General features: G+C 52.3%; 12 protein-coding genes. 8 read left to right on the top strand and 4 right to left on the bottom strand.

The window, feature by feature from the left end; all coding sequences use genetic code 11:
• Nucleotides 1-345: 345 nt before the first annotated feature.
• The gene (gene argS, locus HQ393_RS10195) at nucleotides 346-2064 is read left to right on the top strand and encodes an arginine--tRNA ligase (RefSeq protein WP_179355093.1); all 1719 of its coding nucleotides are present in this window, start codon (nucleotides 346-348) and stop codon (nucleotides 2062-2064) included.
• A 40-nt stretch (nucleotides 2065-2104) separates the two neighbouring features.
• On the opposite strand, the gene HQ393_RS10190 is transcribed toward argS, so the two are convergent.
• Nucleotides 2105-2776, bottom strand: coding sequence for a hypothetical protein (locus tag HQ393_RS10190; RefSeq protein WP_179355092.1), 672 nt, complete (start codon nucleotides 2774-2776; stop codon nucleotides 2105-2107).
• Between the two features lie 605 nt (nucleotides 2777-3381).
• On the opposite strand from HQ393_RS10190, the gene HQ393_RS10185 reads away from it, so the two are divergent.
• Together HQ393_RS10185 and HQ393_RS10180 are read left to right on the top strand one after the other, a co-directional pair.
• Nucleotides 3382-4671 carry an IS4 family transposase gene (locus HQ393_RS10185; RefSeq protein ID WP_179358367.1) on the top strand — a complete coding sequence of 430 codons (1290 nt, stop codon included), beginning with the start codon at nucleotides 3382-3384 and terminating at the stop codon, nucleotides 4669-4671.
• A 6-nt stretch (nucleotides 4672-4677) separates the two neighbouring features.
• Complete coding sequence (locus HQ393_RS10180) at nucleotides 4678-4842, top strand: hypothetical protein (RefSeq protein WP_179355091.1); 165 nt, start codon at nucleotides 4678-4680, stop codon at nucleotides 4840-4842.
• Between the two features lie 117 nt (nucleotides 4843-4959).
• On the opposite strand, the gene HQ393_RS10175 is transcribed toward HQ393_RS10180, so the two are convergent.
• Nucleotides 4960-5583: a TetR/AcrR family transcriptional regulator gene (locus HQ393_RS10175; RefSeq protein WP_179355090.1), complete on the bottom strand. Its 624-nt coding sequence runs from the start codon at nucleotides 5581-5583 to the stop codon at nucleotides 4960-4962.
• Between the two features lie 152 nt (nucleotides 5584-5735).
• On the opposite strand from HQ393_RS10175, the gene HQ393_RS10170 reads away from it, so the two are divergent.
• The 3 genes from HQ393_RS10170 to HQ393_RS10160 all read left to right on the top strand — a co-directional run bounded on the left by HQ393_RS10170 (nucleotide 5736) and on the right by HQ393_RS10160 (nucleotide 11499).
• Nucleotides 5736-7169 carry an efflux transporter outer membrane subunit gene (locus HQ393_RS10170; protein ID WP_179355089.1) on the top strand — a complete coding sequence of 478 codons (1434 nt, stop codon included), beginning with the start codon at nucleotides 5736-5738 and terminating at the stop codon, nucleotides 7167-7169.
• Between the two features lie 52 nt (nucleotides 7170-7221).
• The gene (locus tag HQ393_RS10165) at nucleotides 7222-8364 is read left to right on the top strand and encodes an efflux RND transporter periplasmic adaptor subunit (RefSeq protein WP_179355088.1); all 1143 of its coding nucleotides are present in this window, start codon (nucleotides 7222-7224) and stop codon (nucleotides 8362-8364) included.
• Nucleotides 8365-8439: 75 nt separating this feature from the next.
• Entirely contained in the window at nucleotides 8440-11499 is a 3060-nt protein-coding gene (locus HQ393_RS10160; RefSeq protein WP_246307877.1) for an efflux RND transporter permease subunit, read from the top strand.
• A 116-nt stretch (nucleotides 11500-11615) separates the two neighbouring features.
• Here HQ393_RS10160 and HQ393_RS10155 read toward each other — a convergent pair whose 3' ends face one another.
• Nucleotides 11616-12287: a LysE family translocator gene (locus HQ393_RS10155; protein WP_246307876.1), complete on the bottom strand. Its 672-nt coding sequence runs from the start codon at nucleotides 12285-12287 to the stop codon at nucleotides 11616-11618.
• 158 nt (nucleotides 12288-12445) lie between these two features.
• Here HQ393_RS10155 and HQ393_RS10150 point away from each other — a divergent pair, with 158 nt between their 5' ends.
• Nucleotides 12446-15526 (top strand): bifunctional diguanylate cyclase/phosphodiesterase, encoded by a 3081-nt coding sequence (locus tag HQ393_RS10150; protein WP_179355087.1) that lies wholly within the window; start codon nucleotides 12446-12448, stop codon nucleotides 15524-15526.
• Between the two features lie 49 nt (nucleotides 15527-15575).
• Here HQ393_RS10150 and HQ393_RS10145 read toward each other — a convergent pair whose 3' ends face one another.
• On the bottom strand, nucleotides 15576-15842 hold the full coding sequence (locus tag HQ393_RS10145; RefSeq protein WP_179355086.1) for an acyl-CoA-binding protein: 267 nt from the start codon (nucleotides 15840-15842) through the stop codon (nucleotides 15576-15578).
• A 145-nt stretch (nucleotides 15843-15987) separates the two neighbouring features.
• Between HQ393_RS10145 and HQ393_RS10140 the strand changes: the two genes are divergently transcribed.
• Nucleotides 15988-16866 (top strand): D-amino acid aminotransferase, encoded by an 879-nt coding sequence (locus HQ393_RS10140; RefSeq protein WP_179355085.1) that lies wholly within the window; start codon nucleotides 15988-15990, stop codon nucleotides 16864-16866.

Below are 16866 nucleotides of genomic sequence, written 5' to 3'. Positions count from 1 at the left end.
GGCAAACATAAAAGCCAGTCTTATGAAGATGAATGCCGCCGAACCGCCAACTCGAATCAAGAGTTCCAGCGTTGTATGGCTAAATAAGCCCGCTGTAGTGTATTAATGCGCCTTTGGCCAAGCTCACTATAAAAGCACCGCAAGGTGCTTTTATTTTGCCTAGGGGTATATCTATGAAATCATTTTAATTATTGAATTTTATCGCTATACCCTGAATAAATTTGGCATTGGCCGCGAAGCGATTCAGCTATAGAGCCCAAACAGGTACAATAGCGCTTTTGGCGCCGCCATCCTGTGAATGAGCCGGGGTGTCGCAGTCGCCGCAGATTAGCCCTAGGCAGACCCATGACGATTTCTCAATTACTTTCCCAGCGCGTTGAAGCCGCACTTGCCGCCGCCGGTGCTGCTGGCGCGCCCGCCGTGATTCAAGCATCCAGCAAACCTGAATTTGGCGATTTCCAAGCCAATGGCGTAATGGGCGCAGCCAAAGCCGCCAAAACCAATCCACGCGAGCTGGCCGCCAAAGTCGTTGCCGCGCTCGATTTGGATGGCATCGCCGACAAAGTCGAAATCGCCGGCCCTGGCTTTATCAATATTCACCTCGCGCCAGCTTTCCTCGCGCAGCGCCTTGCAGCCGCACGCAATGACGACGCACTGGGCATCGCCAAACCGGCCAGCCAAAAAGTGATGGTTGAATATTCATCGCCCAATTTAGCCAAAGAAATGCACGTTGGCCATTTGCGCTCGACCATCATCGGCGACGCGATTGCGCGCGTCTTGTCATTCGCCGGCCACGACGTTCAGCGTTGCAATCACGTGGGCGATTGGGGCACGCAATTCGGTATGTTGGTCGCGTATCTGGTGGAAACGCGCAAATCGGGCGACGCCGATCTGGAATTGGCCGATCTGGAAAACTTCTACCGCAAATCGAAAGTGCGCTTTGACGAAGACGCCGCCTTTGCCGATACCGCGCGTCAATATGTGGTGAAACTGCAAGGCGGCGACGCCGAAGTGCTGGCACTGTGGAAGCAGTTTGTTGAAGTCTCAATGCACCATTGCCAAGCCGTTTACGACAAACTCGGCGTCGGTCTTGACCTTGCTGCCGTGCGTGGCGAATCGGCCTACAACGACGATCTGCCAGTTGTCGTGTCGGATTTGAAATCAGTCGGCCTGCTCGAAGAAAGCCAAGGCGCACAAGTGGTGTTCCTGCCGGAATTCAAAAATCCGGAAGGCGAACCGCAAGCCATGATTATCCAGAAAAAAGACGGCGGCTATTTGTATGCCACCACCGACTTGGCTGCAATCCGCTATCGCCACCGCACGCTCGACCTGAAACGCGTCGTGTACGTGGTCGATGCGCGTCAAAGCTTGCACTTCCAGCAACTCTTTACGCTGAGCCGCAAAGCCGGTTTCGCACCTAGCGACATGGCACTCGAACACGTCGCGTTTGGCACGATGATGGGCGAAGACGGCAAGCCATTCAAAACTCGCTCGGGCGATACCGTGAAACTGGTTGAATTGCTCGACGAAGCCGTTGAGCGGGCGTATGCGCTGGTCAGCAGCAAAAACCCTGATCTAGCTGAAGATACCCGCCGCAGTATCGCGCAAGCGGTCGGCATCGGTGCAGTCAAATACGCCGATCTATCAAAAAACCGCACCAGCGATTACATCTTCAACTGGGACACGATGCTGGCCTTCGAAGGCAACACCGCGCCGTATCTGCAATACAGCTACACGCGCGTGGCCTCGGTGTTCCGCAAAGTCGGCGACTACAACGCGAACGCCGAGATTGTCATTACCGAGCCAGCCGAAAAACAACTGGCGCTGCAATTGGCGCAGTTTGACGAAATCATTGCGTCGGTTTCGGATGCCTGCCAGCCGCATCAACTGTGCGGCTACCTGTTTGCCTTGGCCCAGCAATTCTCACGCTTCTACGAAGCGTGCCCGATTTTGTCTGCCGAGGGCGCTGTGCGTGATAGTCGTTTGGCGATCGCGGCATTGACGGCACGGACGATGAAGACGGGGTTGAGTTTGTTGGGGATTGCGGTGTTGGAAGAGATGTAATTGGATTGATTAATAAAAAAGCGACCGGAAGGTCGCTTTTTTATTTGCTAATGTCTTCATCAAGAATACCCATTAAACGTCTGGTTTCTTTAATTAGCTCTTCCTTAAGTTCAAATAGGCTGTTCCGGTCTGCTTCAGCTTTTTGTTGCCTTTCGATCATGTGATCTACGATGTTGGGATTGGTGGTTTGGCGCTGAATATAATCTTGTGCTGTTCTGTAATTCATTACACTAATATAAGCTGTTCTCTGGAATCCATATAATTTATTGTCAATGGTTTCAGGGATTATTATTCGGTTCTCATTTAAAAACTTGTTAAGTGCATTTCGTTTTTCTAAGAAAAGTGTCTTTGATGAATTGTCGTCGTTTTCATAGAGGGCATCATTAATTGTTGCCTCCACTTCAATTAGTAACTTATGTAACTCGATGATGGCTTCAGCCTGTTTTTCAAAAATACCGCCATAAGATATCTGTAAGCGAATTCTTTCTTTTTCCAGACTGGATTTATAAGCTTCTATTTGAAGCTCGAAGATATTTTTAAGATCTTGTTCAAAAATTGTTTTTTCGCGCGCTAGATCTGCTTTGTAATTTTCCGTGTCGTTGCTAATCCATTTCTCGATCAGTGCTTTGCATAGATATGCAAAAAAACCAATCAGAACCGCTTGGGTCAAGCCACTAGCATTGAGAAAGTTAGAAACATCAATAAGTGTCACGATGATTGCTCGTTACATTGAAGGATATGCACCAGTTTATCGTAGTTGGCGGCTATGCGCCGCGGCACTAACTTTCTTTGCTTCGCCAAAGAAAGTCAGCAAAGAAAGGCGACCCCGGCATCTGCGTCGGCTGCGCCGATGCCCTCGCTGCGGACAATCGGCAAGGCGGCGGGCTTTAACAAAACAGAGCCCGCCGAAACCCCTTGCCGCTTGTTCCTCGCTCGGCGCTGATGCAGGGGACATCATGCGCCCGACGATTTGTGTATATACATGCCTTGGTATTGCTCTGAAGATTAATTTTGAATTGTTTTTGGTAGAAATACCCCTGCTCTAATTAGGGCGGATTGCCCGTGGAGACGCGCCGTTCGGGAGGCGGTTGGCAAGGTTTTAAGCCGCAACCTGTTTGAGCTGCGCGACGCTAGCGCGCAGCGAGTTTTGCGGCGCCTTGCCAATTGCTGGACGGACGGGGTTTCGCGGCGATCGGGCGCGCTGGGGTTGCAAGGGGTGGGGCAAGACCCCACTGCCGCGAAAATAAGCCTTTCCCAGGTCGCCCGATCATGGCATTATGTGTTATCTTATTGTTTTATATAACTAATAGACTATGAATCCGACCCTCCCTATATTCCAAATCAATCTATAAAATCCAGCAGTTACTTCATTCTCTTGAATTTCGTTCCCGCCACCGTCAACGCCCGCAAGATTTCACTCGCAACACCACTTTTACCTTTCCACGCGTAGCGGGCATTTTGCTCGCTGGACTTCAGCAATCTTTGCAAGTCGAAGTCGATCAGTTCTTTGATCATTTGGATCTGCCTGATGGCCGTTTACCCAATGACGACGCCTTTCGAATGGCGCGTAAGAAGCTCAAAGAGTCTGCTTATATCGAGCTGCGCGACCAAATCAACCATGATTTACCAAGCGATTTGGCTCAACGTTGGCATAGCTGGAGAATCATTGCCGCCGACTCAACCACTTTGTATTTGCCCAACCATGCAGATATTCGCAAGCCTGAACACTTCAATGTTTATGATGGCGCAAATGCGCCCCCTTATTCCTTGGCACGTGCTGCCGCCTTGTGCGAAACCAGTACTGGATTGATTCTGTGTGCGGATCTTGATGCCGATCGCGTCAGCGAGCGTGAGCTGCTGCTCCGGCAGTTACCCATCCTCAAACAAGACGATTTATTGGTGCTTGATCGAGGCTATCCTGCGCATTGGCTGTTTGCCTTGCTGCTTGAACGCCAACAAGCGTTTTGTATGCGACTCTATAGCTCGTCCTACAATCCACTGGTCACCGCCTTTGCGCGCTCAGATCGGATGAGCGAAGTCATCACCATTACACCTAATCGAGCGCAATATAAGTCCTTCAATACTCATGGTATTGCCATTAAACCCTTTAAAATCAGGCTGGTTAAGGTGATACTTCAGTCGGGTATGATCGAAATACTGGCCACATCGCTCTTAAATGAAGTGCAGTATCCTCACGCGGAATTTGCCGCGCTCTATCACCGTCGTTGGCGAATTGAAGAGGCATTCCGCAATCTCAAGTGCCGCTTAAAGCTGGAACAATTTGGTGGTGAAACCCCACTGGCTGTACGACAGGAGTTTCATGCCGCCATTTTGTTACATAATCTGGCGAGTCTAGCTTGTGAAGATGCATTGCGAGCATTGCCTGCAGAGCAGCAGGCCTTATTTCATGCCAATTTAAGTTACGCCGCTTCGCAACTGCGACACCAGTTGCCTCGCTTGTTGAGTGACCCTAAGCGGTTTGGTGCCTTGTTCGATAAAATAATTGTCTTATTAATCAAGCAAGTCGAACGATTACGCCCCGATAGATCTGGCCCCCCACGCAATCCAAGTCGCATTAAGCCTCGCTATCACCGAGCCTACAAGTGATTGAATATGAAAGAATTAGCTTATTTTCGCGGCAGTGGGGCAAGACCCATCCCTTGCTCGTCCGGCGGGCGAAACCGCCGGTTTACCGCCTGCGCAGCAGGCAAAGCAATCATCGAGGTACAACAAGTCTCTAGTTTGCCCAGCGAAACCGCCGATTTACCGCCTGCGTAGCAGGCAAATACCACCGCCGATGGTGCAATGCGCTCCGCTTATTGCACCCTACGCCGCTAGGTATTGCCATGAAGGCTTTATTAATAAATGCGCTTGGCGATATACGTTGCTAGGTATCTACACCCGATACCCATTCAAAAACACCGTTACTGCGCTTTTCACGTGCGCGATGATTTGTGCTTCGGTTGGTTCACTCACCGAGAAATGCATTTTTCGCGTGATGCCCGCATCGCACAGGGCGAAAAATTGCTCGGTGGCGAGCTCGATGTCGGGGATGCGCAGGATGCCGCGCTGGTTCAGGTGCGCCAGATATTGCCCCAAGCCTTGCATCGCCAATTGCGGGCCGCTGCGCTCGATGGCTTGGCCGAGCTCGGGAAATTGCATGCATTCGGCCAAGACGATGCGAAAGAGCGCGCGCTGATTCGGTTGCAGTAGGCCAATCAACCATTGTTGGCCGATTTGATTGAGGATGGGTTCGGGTGGCGCGTCACTATATTGACGCACGGGGGCGCTAAGCTCTTCGGATTTGCCGCATTCGCTTTGAATCAGGCAGACAAAGAGCGATTCTTTATTTTCAAAATAATTGTACAGCGTACCTTTGGAGACACCTGCCGTTTTGGCGATGCGTTCCATGCTGGCGGCCGCATAGCCGTTGTCCATAAAAACCTGACGAGCACCGTCGAGGATTTGCTGGCGCTTGCTTTCGTTAAGTTTGCTGGTGGCGTTGACTGCATTCATCATCTTGTCTCAAAAAATATCTAAACTGCGTATTGACCGAACCGTTCAGTCAATATAGCATAATTCACACTAAAGCAAAAATAAGCACCACGCCGCCGATCGTCGCTGATGTATTGGCGTGGTTTTACTGAGTGAAAAAAGAGGAACGCAGCGCTATGCGACTTCGTTTAACGATCACCTTGCTGATGCTGGCGGGGGTGTTGTCTGGGTGTGCAGTCAATCTGCCCGCACCCACGGCGACCCAGTTAGAACCCAAGGAAAAGAGCTGGCAGGCTAGTGCGCCGGTGGCGGAAAAATTGGCCGAGCAGGCTAGCTGGTGGCAATCTTGGAATGACCCGGCGCTGGCCAAGCTCCAGGCCGCGGCGCAATTAGAAAACCCGACTTTGGATCTGGCGCTGGCGCGGATTCGCGAGGCGCGCGCCAAAGCCAATACGGCCAAATCCTATTTGTGGCCCACGGTGGGCGCGACGGCCAATGCCACGCGCAGCGACAATAATCTGATCAAAAACGGCTCGGTGACCAACAATGGCTCCGTGGGTCTTGATGCATCGTGGGAAATCGATCTGTGGGGCGGGATTCGCGCGGTTGAGCAAGGTCTGGTGGCGCAGCTTTCTGCCCGTCAATCTGAATGGCACGATGCGCGCGCGAGTATCGCGGGTGAAGTCGCCAATGCCTACGTGATGTATCGCGCATATCAAACGATGGTCGATATTGTGGCGCTTGATCTGCAATCGCGTAATCGCAGTCTGCAACTGACGCAAGATAAAGAGCGCGTTGGTTTAGCTAGCCCCGTTGATGTCGCTTTGCTCGACGCTAGTAGCGCCGACGCCAGCGCCGATTTGGTCTCCATGCAAGAAGGCCAAGCCTTGGCGGTGAAAGCTTTGGTGGCGATCACCGGGATGAATGAAGCTGCCGTGCGGCAGATTTTGGCTTCCGAGCCAGCGGCCATGCCCCAGCCTGTCGGCTTTACCGTGCAATCTTTGCCAATTGAAGTGATTACCCAGCGCCCAGATATCCGCGTGCAGGCCGATCAAGTGCGGCTGGCCGCCTCCGATGTGGGCGTGGCTGAAGTGGCGCGTTTGCCATCGTTGAGCCTGTTTGGCGCGATCAGTATTGGTGAGCAAAGAGCGGGCAGCCTTGAATTATCAGGCTCGTCGTGGTCGTTTGGCCCGGTGATCAAATTGCCGATTTTTAATGCTGGTCGCTTAAAAGCCGAGCAAGACGCCGCCGAAGCGCGTTATGACCAAGCGGTCGCGAGCTACCAAAACCGCGTGCGTTTGGCGGTGCGTGAAGTCGAAGAAAATATGGTGAAACTCGATTCGAGCGCCAAACGCGTCGCAGCGATGCAGCGCTCAGTCGCGGGCTATCGCAAACAGCTGACTTCGGGCGAGGCCATGTGGAAAGCGGGCGCTGTCAATTTGCTCGATCTGGAAGTGTCGCGTCGCTTCTTGCTCTCAGCGGAAACCCGCTTAGTGACTTTGCAGCGTGAACAATTGGCCAACTGGATTGCTTTGTATAAATCCGTCGGTGGCGAATGGCCGCTCGACGAGCAAGCCAAAGCGGCTTTGCAAGCATCCCTGTCGAATTAAGCCGCGCTCAGGCGCAGGGCTTTCAAAATTAAATCGTGATTGGAGTAGGGTAATGAATCGTTTTTTGGATCGTATCCCAGCAAATTTAAACCGCCGCCGAGTTCTGGTGACGATATTGGCCGCTTTTGCCGTTGCTGGTGTCGGCACTTATGCCGTGGCGACAGATAAAAAATCTGAAGGCAAGTCTGACGTAGCTGCGCCGGCCAAGCCTGTGCTGACCGTGTCGCTGATTAAGCCAAAAACGGTGGAATGGGCACAAAATATTTCGGCCAACGGCAATGTCGTGGCGTGGCAAGAGTCGCAAATTGGCACCGAAGTGGGTGGTTTGCGTTTGATTGAAGTGAATGCGCAAGTGGGCGATGTCGTGAAAAAAGGCCAAGTATTGGCGCGCTATAACGATGAAACGATGCAGGCTGAATTAGCGCAAGCCAAAGCCTCGGTGGCCGAAGCGGAAGCCGCGCTCAATGAAGCGACAGAAAACGCCAATCGTGTACGCCAACTGGGCACGAGTGGCTCGCTCAGCGCGCAGCAAATTACGCAGGCCATGACCCAAGAGCGCACGGCGCAAGCGCGTGTACAGGCCGCCAAAGCGCAGCTGACCACCGCAACCGTGCGGATGAATCAAACACGCATTGTCGCGCCAGATGATGGTGTGATCTCATCACGCACCGCGACCTTGGGCTCGGTGAGCCAGCCCGGGCAAGAGCTATTCAAACTGGTGCGCAAAGGCCGTTTGGAATGGCAGGCTGAAGTGACCTCTAGCGAAAGCGCTCGCATTAAAGTGGGGCAAGATGTCTCCTTGGCAGTACCGACTGGCAAGGTGCTCAGCGGTAAAGTGCGTCAGGTTGCGCCGACGGTTGATACCAAAACGCGCAATGTCATCGTTTATGTCGATATTAAAAACGACGAAAGCGGCCTAGGCGCTGCCAAGCCCGGCATGTTTGCCAAAGGCAATATCGCGGTAGGTCAGGGCAAAGCGCTGACTTTGCCAGGTAGCGCCATTTTGCTGCGCGACGGTTTTGCCAATGTGTTTGTGATGCAGTCGGGCAGCAAGGTCAAACAAGTGCGCGTCAAGCTCGGTCGTCAGGCTGAAGGCATGATGGAAGTCGAAGGCATTGCGCCCGATGCGCAAGTGGTGGCCAGCGGTGCGGGCTTCTTGGCCGATGGCGATACGGTGCGTGTCGTTACGAAATAATGGGTATTGCCCTGTAGGCATTACTATTCAATATCTCTGTAGATATACCTGTGTTGGTATGTTCGCGAAGGATTCATGATGAATTTTTCTGCTTGGTCGATTAAAAACCCGATTCCGGCCATTATGCTGTTTGTGTTGCTGTCATTGGCGGGGCTGATGTCGTTTCACAAAATGAAGGTGCAGGATTTCCCAGACATCGAATTGCCGATGGTCACGGTGACCGCGGTACTCGATGGCGCTGCTCCGGCGCAGCTGGAAACCGAAGTTGCGCGCAAGCTCGAAAACTCGGTGTCAGCGCTGCAAGGCGTCAAGCATGTGTACAGCAATATCACCGATGGCGTGGTCAGCTTGAATGTTGAATTCGAGCTGGAAAAACCCATCAGCGATGCGGTTGATGATGTGCGCGATGCGGTGTCGAATGTGCGCGGTGAATTGCCTGCCGATATGAAAGACCCAGTGATTGGCAAAGTCGAGTTTTCTGGCGTGCCGTTTCTGGTGTACACGGTGGCCGATAAGCAGCTCGACGAAGAGCAATTGTCTTGGTTTGTAGATAATAAAATCACCCGTGCGGTGCGCTCTGTACCCGGTGTGGGCAAGGTCGCCCGCGTCGGCGGTGTCACGCGCGAAGTGCGGATCGAGCTCGACCCCGAGCGCATGACGTCCTTGGGCGTGAGTAGCAGCGATGTTTCGCGCCAATTGGCGCGCACGCAAAAAGATGGCTCGGGTGGCCGTGCTGATTTGGGCGGCTCAGAGCAGGCCTTGCGCACGATCGCGACGGTACAAACCGTGGCCGAGCTGGCGAAAATGGAAATCTCGCTCAGCGATGGTCGCCGAGTGCGCCTTGATCAAATTGCCACCATCGAAGATACCGTCGCCGAGCGCCGCTCGATTGCGCAGCTCGATGGCAAACCGGTGGTGGGTTTTGAAATCACCCGTTCGCGTGGTGCAAGTGAAACGGCCGTTAAAGCGGAAGTGATGAAGGCTTTGGCCAAGCTCAAAGCCGAACATCCGGCACTGGAAATCACCAGTGCTTACGACATGGCAGAGCCAGTGCAAGAAGGCTTTGATGGCTCGATGGGCTTGTTGTACGAAGGCGCGCTGCTGGCCGTGATCGTGGTGTGGTTCTTCTTGCGCGACTGGCGTGCGACTTTGGTGTCCGCTGCCGCCTTGCCTTTGTCTGTGTTGCCGACCTTTATCGGTATGTATTTGATGGGCTTTACACTCAATACCGTGACCTTGCTGTCACTGGCCTTGGTGGTCGGGATTTTGGTCGACGATGCGATTGTTGAGATTGAAAATATCGTTCGCCATTTGCGGATGGGCAAAACGCCGTATCAAGCCGCGATGGAGGCCGCCGATGAAATTGGCTTGGCGGTGGTCGCAACGACGTTTGCCTTGGTGGCGGTATTCTTGCCAACGGCCTTTATGGGCGGTATTCCGGGTAAATTCTTTATCTCGTTTGGCTGGACCGCGGCGCTGGCGGTGATGGCGTCCTTGGTGGTGGCGCGATTGCTCACGCCAATGATGGCGGCGTATTTGCTCAAGCCGATAGTGCATCAGGAAACTGAAGGCCGCGTGATGAAAGCGTATTTGCGCTTGGCCGAATGGTGCTTAAATCACCGTAAATTAACCGCGCTATTTTCGATTTTGTTTTTTATCGGCTCGCTCGCTTTGGTGCCTTTACTGCCCAAAGGCTTTGTTCCGGCCGATGATCGATCGCAAACCTTGGTCAAAATCGAGTTGCCACCGGGCGCAACGCTGAAAGACACGTTTGCGGTAGCCGAGCAGGCGCGCCATATTTTGGAAAAGCAGAAATACATTACCCGCATCTACACTGCGGTTGGCGATGGTAAAGCAGGGGCTGATCCGTTTGCTGGCGGCAGCAGCGGCGTGAACAAGGCCAATCTGACGTTGACCTTGGCGGCGCGTGAAGAGCGTCCGGTGAAAAAAACGGTGATCGAGAAAAGTATTCGCGATGCTTTGGCGGTCTTGCCGGGCGCACGCGTGACCGTGGGCTTGGGGCAGTCGGGCGAAAAGCTGCAGATGATTATCAAATCGGATGATCCTGAAGCACTGGCGCTGGCCGCAGCGAATGCTGAAAAAGACTTGCGCACTTTGCCTGGGATTGGTGCGGTGACATCCAGCGCCAGTCTTGTTCGCCCAGAGCTGATTATTCGCCCTGATATGGCTAAAGCAGCTGATATGGGCGTGACCTCGCTGGCGATTGCCGATACGGTGCGGGTGGCGACAGTGGGTGATTTTGATACCGCGCTGGCCAAGCTCAATCTGCCCGAGCGCCAAGTGCCCGTCGTGGTGCGCTTGCCTGATTCATTCCGCAGCGATCTGGAGCAAATCAAGCGTTTGCGCGTACCAGCGAGCAATGGCGGTGAGGTGATGTTGGGCCAAGTGGCCGATGTGGAAATTTCGAGTGGCCCTAGCCTGATTAGTCGCTACGACAGAGCGCGTAATGTGATTTTTGACGTCGAGCTCAATGGTCGCCCCTTGGGTGATGTGAGCGCGGAAGTGGCGCAATTGCCCGCGTTCAAAAATCTACCCGCTGGTGTAACGCGCGCCGAGTTTGGTGACGCCGAGGAAATGGGCAAATTGTTTGCCAGCTTTGGCTTGGCGATGCTGACGGGGGTGCTGTGTATCTATATGGTGCTGGTGCTGCTGTTCCGCGACTTTATGCAGCCGGTGACGATTTTGGCAGCACTGCCCTTGTCGATTGGTGGTGCGTTTGTCGCGCTGCTGGTGGCCAATAGTGCATTTGCGATGCCATCGTTGATTGGCTTGATTATGTTGATGGGGATTGCGACCAAAAACTCGATCTTGCTGGTGGAATACGCGATTGTGGCGCGTCGTGAAGGTATGAGCCGCTTTGAGGCGCTGATGGATGCCGGTCGTAAACGGGCGCGGCCAATTGTGATGACGACCATTGCGATGGGCGCGGGGATGTTGCCGATTGCTATTGGTTGGGGCGTGGATGCCAGTTTCCGCGCACCAATGGCGATTGCTGTGATTGGTGGCTTGATTACCTCGACTTTCCTGTCCTTGCTCGTCGTGCCCGTGGTATTCACATTTGTGGATGACTTCGTGCAATGGCTTGGCCGTCGCCGTAAAAAAGCTGCGGCATAAACATCTGTGACCAAATAAAAAAGACCGCTGCGGCGGTCTTTTTTATTGTTGGGTATTGCTTTGGGTGTATTTAAAATTAATATCTTCATGGCAATACGTGGGGTATGTATCTGGATCTATTTACGCGCAAAGGCCAGCATACCACCCACTAGCCAGAATGCCGCACCGCAGCTGCGATTAAAAAAGCGAATACGCCCCGCGCCTTGTAGCCAGTGCGCCAGACGATTACCACCCCAAGCGTAGGCGATTTGCCAGCTCACTTCGATCACAAAAAATGAGCTGAGCAAAATAGCCCACTGCATCCCTTGCGGTAAATTAAGGTCAATAAATTGCGGTAAAAATGCGCCAGCAAATAAAATCGCTTTGGGGTTGGATAAGGCCACCGCCAGACCCGTCTGGTAACGGGCTTTGGCGCTATCGGCTTCACGAGTGGGCAAGCGCAAAGTGTCGCCTGCGCGCCAGCATTGCACCCCCAAATAGACCAGATACAGCCCGCCGACAATTTTCAGCGCGGTAAATAAAGTCACTGAAGCCGCCAAAATAGCGCCGACCCCAAGGGCTGAAAGCCCAATCAAAATGGCCAAACCCGTAATCGCGCCCGCCATCGTGGCTAAAGTGGCTTGCCAGCCATAACGCACACCGTGGCTTAGCATTAACAGCATATTGGGGCCGGGGGTCGCCGAGATAAATAATGTGGTCGCTAAAAAAATAAGCCAGAGATTAAAATTCATATTCATTGAGCCCTGTATGAGTAACTGATTATATAGATCGGCAATCGCTTGGGGCATGTTGCAACTGCATTGCTTAAAATAAAGGCATTTATTAAAAATCGCGATTGGTTTTGCGACGAATTAAGCGCATTACTTGCAATCAGGGCGCTTTGTCATAAAAATGAGAGTACATTTGCCGTCTTTGTCCTTGTGCTGATAAAAAGAGAAATCACTCTGTGCCTCGTAATCGTTTGAACCAGCAGGTGGAGGAAACCGGATATTCATTCGGTCGTATCCGCAAAGTGCTGGTCATTTTGTCTTTGTGCGTGTGTTTTATTGCACTGGCGATTCTTGCCCAGTCGATTTGGCGTAGTCGCTCCGAGACCTTGGCGAAGTCCGAGCAAGAAATGCTGCTGCTGGCCCGCACGATGGAAGAGCACGTAGGCCGCACGATGGAGGGGACTTTATCCTCACTCAATAGCATTGAGCGCGATGAGGTGTTTAACTCCTGCGTCGCCGCCAAAGACGCCGCCTGTCTGCATGCCTATATGCAGCGCACCGTGGCGCGCTATCCGCAAATGAATTCGATTGCGCTTGCGTATCCCGATGGTGAGTTGGCCGCCTCCAATTTGCAGCATCCTGTATCACCGCATAATTTATCGAGCCTGCAATATTTCCGTGCCACACGTTCACGCCCGCAGTCACCGTATTACATCGGCGAGCAGCAGCCCGATCCGACCGGAATGCGCGATACGATCCCATTTACCACTGGGCTGATTGATAAACAAACTAAATTTACCGGCGTGCTGATTGCGGGGCTTGATCCCGATTATTACCAGCAATTTTATGACTCGATCAATCTTAATCGCGGTCTGGTGATTCGATTATTCCGCGATGATGGTATTTCGCTAGTGCGTTTTCCTGTCGCTAAAGAAGAAATCGGGCGCGATATTTCGCAGCGTGATTTTTTTGACAAGGTGTTTCGCGACACCCCGAGCGGCGTATTTTACGAAACCAGTAAAAGCGATCAGGTAACGCGTATTTTTGGCTGGCGGCGTGTACAGGGCTGGCCGATGGGGGTTTCAGTCGGGATCGATCGCGAATTGGTGCTGGCGCCTTGGCGGCAAGAAACCATGGTCAATGTGGCCATCGCTTTATTGCTATTGTTATCGGGTGCGGGCTTATTGCTCTACGTGTTACAGCAACTACACCGTTTAGAGCGCACCGAGGCGGATTTGTATTTGACCAAGGTTGCGGTTGAAAATGGCGCGGATATGGCGGTGTGGCTCGACCCGCAAGGTCATATTCGCTACGTTAATGCAACGAGTTGCAAGCGCCTAGGCTATGGTGAACGCGATTTACTGGGAATGCGCTTTCGCGATATTAACCCAAACTTCAAAGCGGAAACCTGGCCCAAATTTTGGCAGCGTCTACGCCATCATCGTCATTTGTTTGACGAAATTACTTTGCGCACCCGCACAGGGGAAGAATTCCCGAGTGAAGTGTATTCCAACTACATTTTGTTCAAAGGGCAGGAATATAACTGTGCCGTTGTCAGGGATATTTCCGAGCGGCGTATGGCGGAAGAGGCCATCGTTAAATCTGAGCAACAATTGCGCTTGGCACTCGAAGCCTCCAGTACAGGCCTGTTTGATATGCCACTTGATGGCCGCCGCACGGCGGTTACTAGCCCTGAGTACGATAAATTGCTCGGCTATCAACCCGGTGAGCTGATCGAGACGTTTGAGAAGTGGAAAGAACAACTGCATCCCACCGATCGAGAGCAAGCGGTGTCGGCTTATCGCGATTATTACGTTGGTAATTCGGCGCAATTTGCGGTGGATTTCAGACGTCGGGTTAAATCAGGCGAGTATTTGTGGTTTCAGACGCGTGGTAAGTTTGTCGATTTTGATTCGCGCGGCAAACCAAGCCGCCTGATCGGTACGATGACTGATATTACCGAGCGCAAAGAAGCCCAAGACAAAATCACCGAGTTGGCCAATTTCGATACGGTAACGGGCTTGGCCAATCGTAATTTATTACGCGATGAGCTGCGTCTGGCTTTGGCCTCGGCCGAGCGTTATAAGCGCAAATTAGCGCTGCTATTTCTCGATCTGGATCGCTTCAAAACCATTAATGACTCGTTGGGTCATGCCGCTGGCGATATGGTGCTGGCGCAGGTAGCGTCGCGTTTACGCAGTATTGTCGGCAAACAAGATATTTTATCTCGCCTAGGTGGTGATGAATTTGTACTGGTGCTGGCTGATTTGCCTAATGTGCTGGTCGCTGGTGATGTTGCGGATCGCATTTTGTCCTCTTTTGGTGAGGCATTTCATTTAGAGGCGGGCAATTTTGCCACTTCGACTTCGATCGGGATCAGTGTGTACCCCGATGATGGTCAAGATGCCGATGAGCTGATCAAAAATGCCGATGTGGCGATGTATCAGGCCAAAAATAATGGCCGTAATAATTATCAGTTTTTCACCGCAGACATGAATGCGCGGGCATCCGAGCGCCTCAGTATTGAAGCCAATATGCGTGATGCACTTTCGCGCGGTGAGTTTGAGGTGTATTTCCAGCCTCAAGTGAGTTTGAGTCACGGCAAAATCATCGGTGCCGAAGCTTTGGTGCGCTGGAATCACCCTGAGCAAGGGCTGATTCCGCCGGGCAAATTTATCCCGATTGCCGAAGAGTCTCGCATGATTGTACCGCTCGGCAACTGGGTGTTGCGCCGCTCCTGCGAATTGGCCGCACAATGGCAACGCGATGGCCTGCCGCCCATTACCGTCGCAGTGAATCTCTCTCCACTGCAATTGCATCAAGCTAATTTGCTGGAGTTGATCCAAGAAGCGCTCGATATTGCTGGCTTGGATGCCAAATATCTTGAGCTAGAAGTCACTGAGTCGGTTGTGATGCAGGAAGTCGAGCACGTGATGACCATGTTGCACGGTATTAAGCAGCTCGGGGTTAAATTATCGCTCGATGATTTTGGTACCGGGTATTCCAGCCTTTCATATTTGAAACGTTTTGCGTTTGATAAACTCAAAGTGGACCAGAGCTTTGTGCGTGATATCAGCTCAGACCCCAATGATGCCGCGATTGTATTGGCGATTATCGGGCTGGGTAAAACACTGGGTATGTCGGTACTCGCCGAAGGTGTTGAAACCGAGGCGCAGTTGGAGTTTTTGTGTCGGGGCGAGACCGATTCGATTCAAGGCTTTTTGTTTAGCAAGCCGATTCAGGCCGAGCCTTTCAAAAAGCTGTTAATGGAGCAAAAGCAATTAACATTGCCAGATATTAGCGTGCCAAGTTATTAAACGAAAAAAGCCACATTCAATGTGGCTTTTGTATTTTGGCGCTGAGCGATTATTCATCGTTGGCTTTGAGTTGTTCTACCAGATTGACATAGTCTTGCATGGCTTGTTCTTTGCTTTGCCCGGCCAGTTTGGTCCAGGCGTCGTATTTGGCTTGGGCCACAAATTGAATGGCAGAAGGGCGCTCGCCCTGTACGTCACCTTCGCTGGCTTGTTTGAACATGGCATACAATTTCAGCTTGGTTTGAACATCGGGTGCTTCATTAAGCTCGACAACTTCATTTTGAGCAACTTGAAAGCGTTGGGCTAAATCGGTCATGACAACTCCATTAAAACAGTCGTTTGAAAGTGCCTGCTCAGTATAGGCGCGAACGACGATGCTTGCCAATAGTCGTGATGAGGAAAGCTTTTCGCTGCCCGCAAAGCGAGCAAAAGAGTAAAATACTGCCACTGGAGTGCTGAGCATGCCCATACCGCAACTAATTGCTTATTTAAATGGCCAATTTGCGCCATTGAACGAACTGAATATCTCCGTGATGGATCGCGGATTTTTGTTTGGCGATGGGGTGTATGAAATGATCCCGGTGTACTCACGCCGGCCATTTCGACTCGATGAGCATTTGGCTCGTTTGACCAATAGTTTGGCCGCGATTCAGCTGTGCAATCCATATACGCAAGCGCAATGGCGTGCCTTGGTGCTTGATCTGGTCGCCAAGCAAAGCTTTGCTGATCAATCCGTGTATGTGCAGGTCACCAGGGGTGTGGCTTATCCGCGGAATCATGCATTTCCAGCGGGTGAAACAGTTCCGACTGTATTTGCTTTGGCCGACCCCTTGGAGCTACCGCCAGCGCGTGCCTACGAGCTGGGTGTTGCTGCGGTAACGACGCGCGATCTGCGCTGGCAACGCTGTGACATCAAAGCGATTTCGCTGCTGGCCAATGTGCTGGCCAAGCAACAGGCGGTAGAGGCTGGTGCCGCCGAGACGATTATGCTGCGCGATGGTCTGATGATTGAAGGCGCGGCGAGCAATATTTTTATTGTGCAGCAAGGCGTGATTTATGCCCCGCAAACTGGCGAGCATATGCTCGCTGGCATTACCTACGAGCTGGTCATCGAGCTGGCCCAAAGCCATGGATTGCCTTTGGTCTTGGGTGAGGTGAGTGAGGCCATGTTGCGCAATGCCGATGAGGTCTGGCTGACCTCGTCGTCAAAAGAGATTTTACCGATTGTCCAATTAGATGGACGGGTAGTAGGAAAAGGCGTTCCTGGCCCCATCTACCAAGCAATGATTTCGTTTTATCAAAATTACAAAGCCACGGTGATGCGCCGGGGCGAGGAGTAA

This window comes from Chitinibacter bivalviorum (genome assembly GCF_013403565.1).
In the GTDB taxonomy this organism is placed as follows: Bacteria; Pseudomonadota; Gammaproteobacteria; order Burkholderiales; family Chitinibacteraceae; genus Chitinibacter; species Chitinibacter bivalviorum.
The sequence above is the reverse complement of the archived record's forward strand: the minus strand, read 5'-3'. Positions and strand labels throughout refer to the sequence as shown.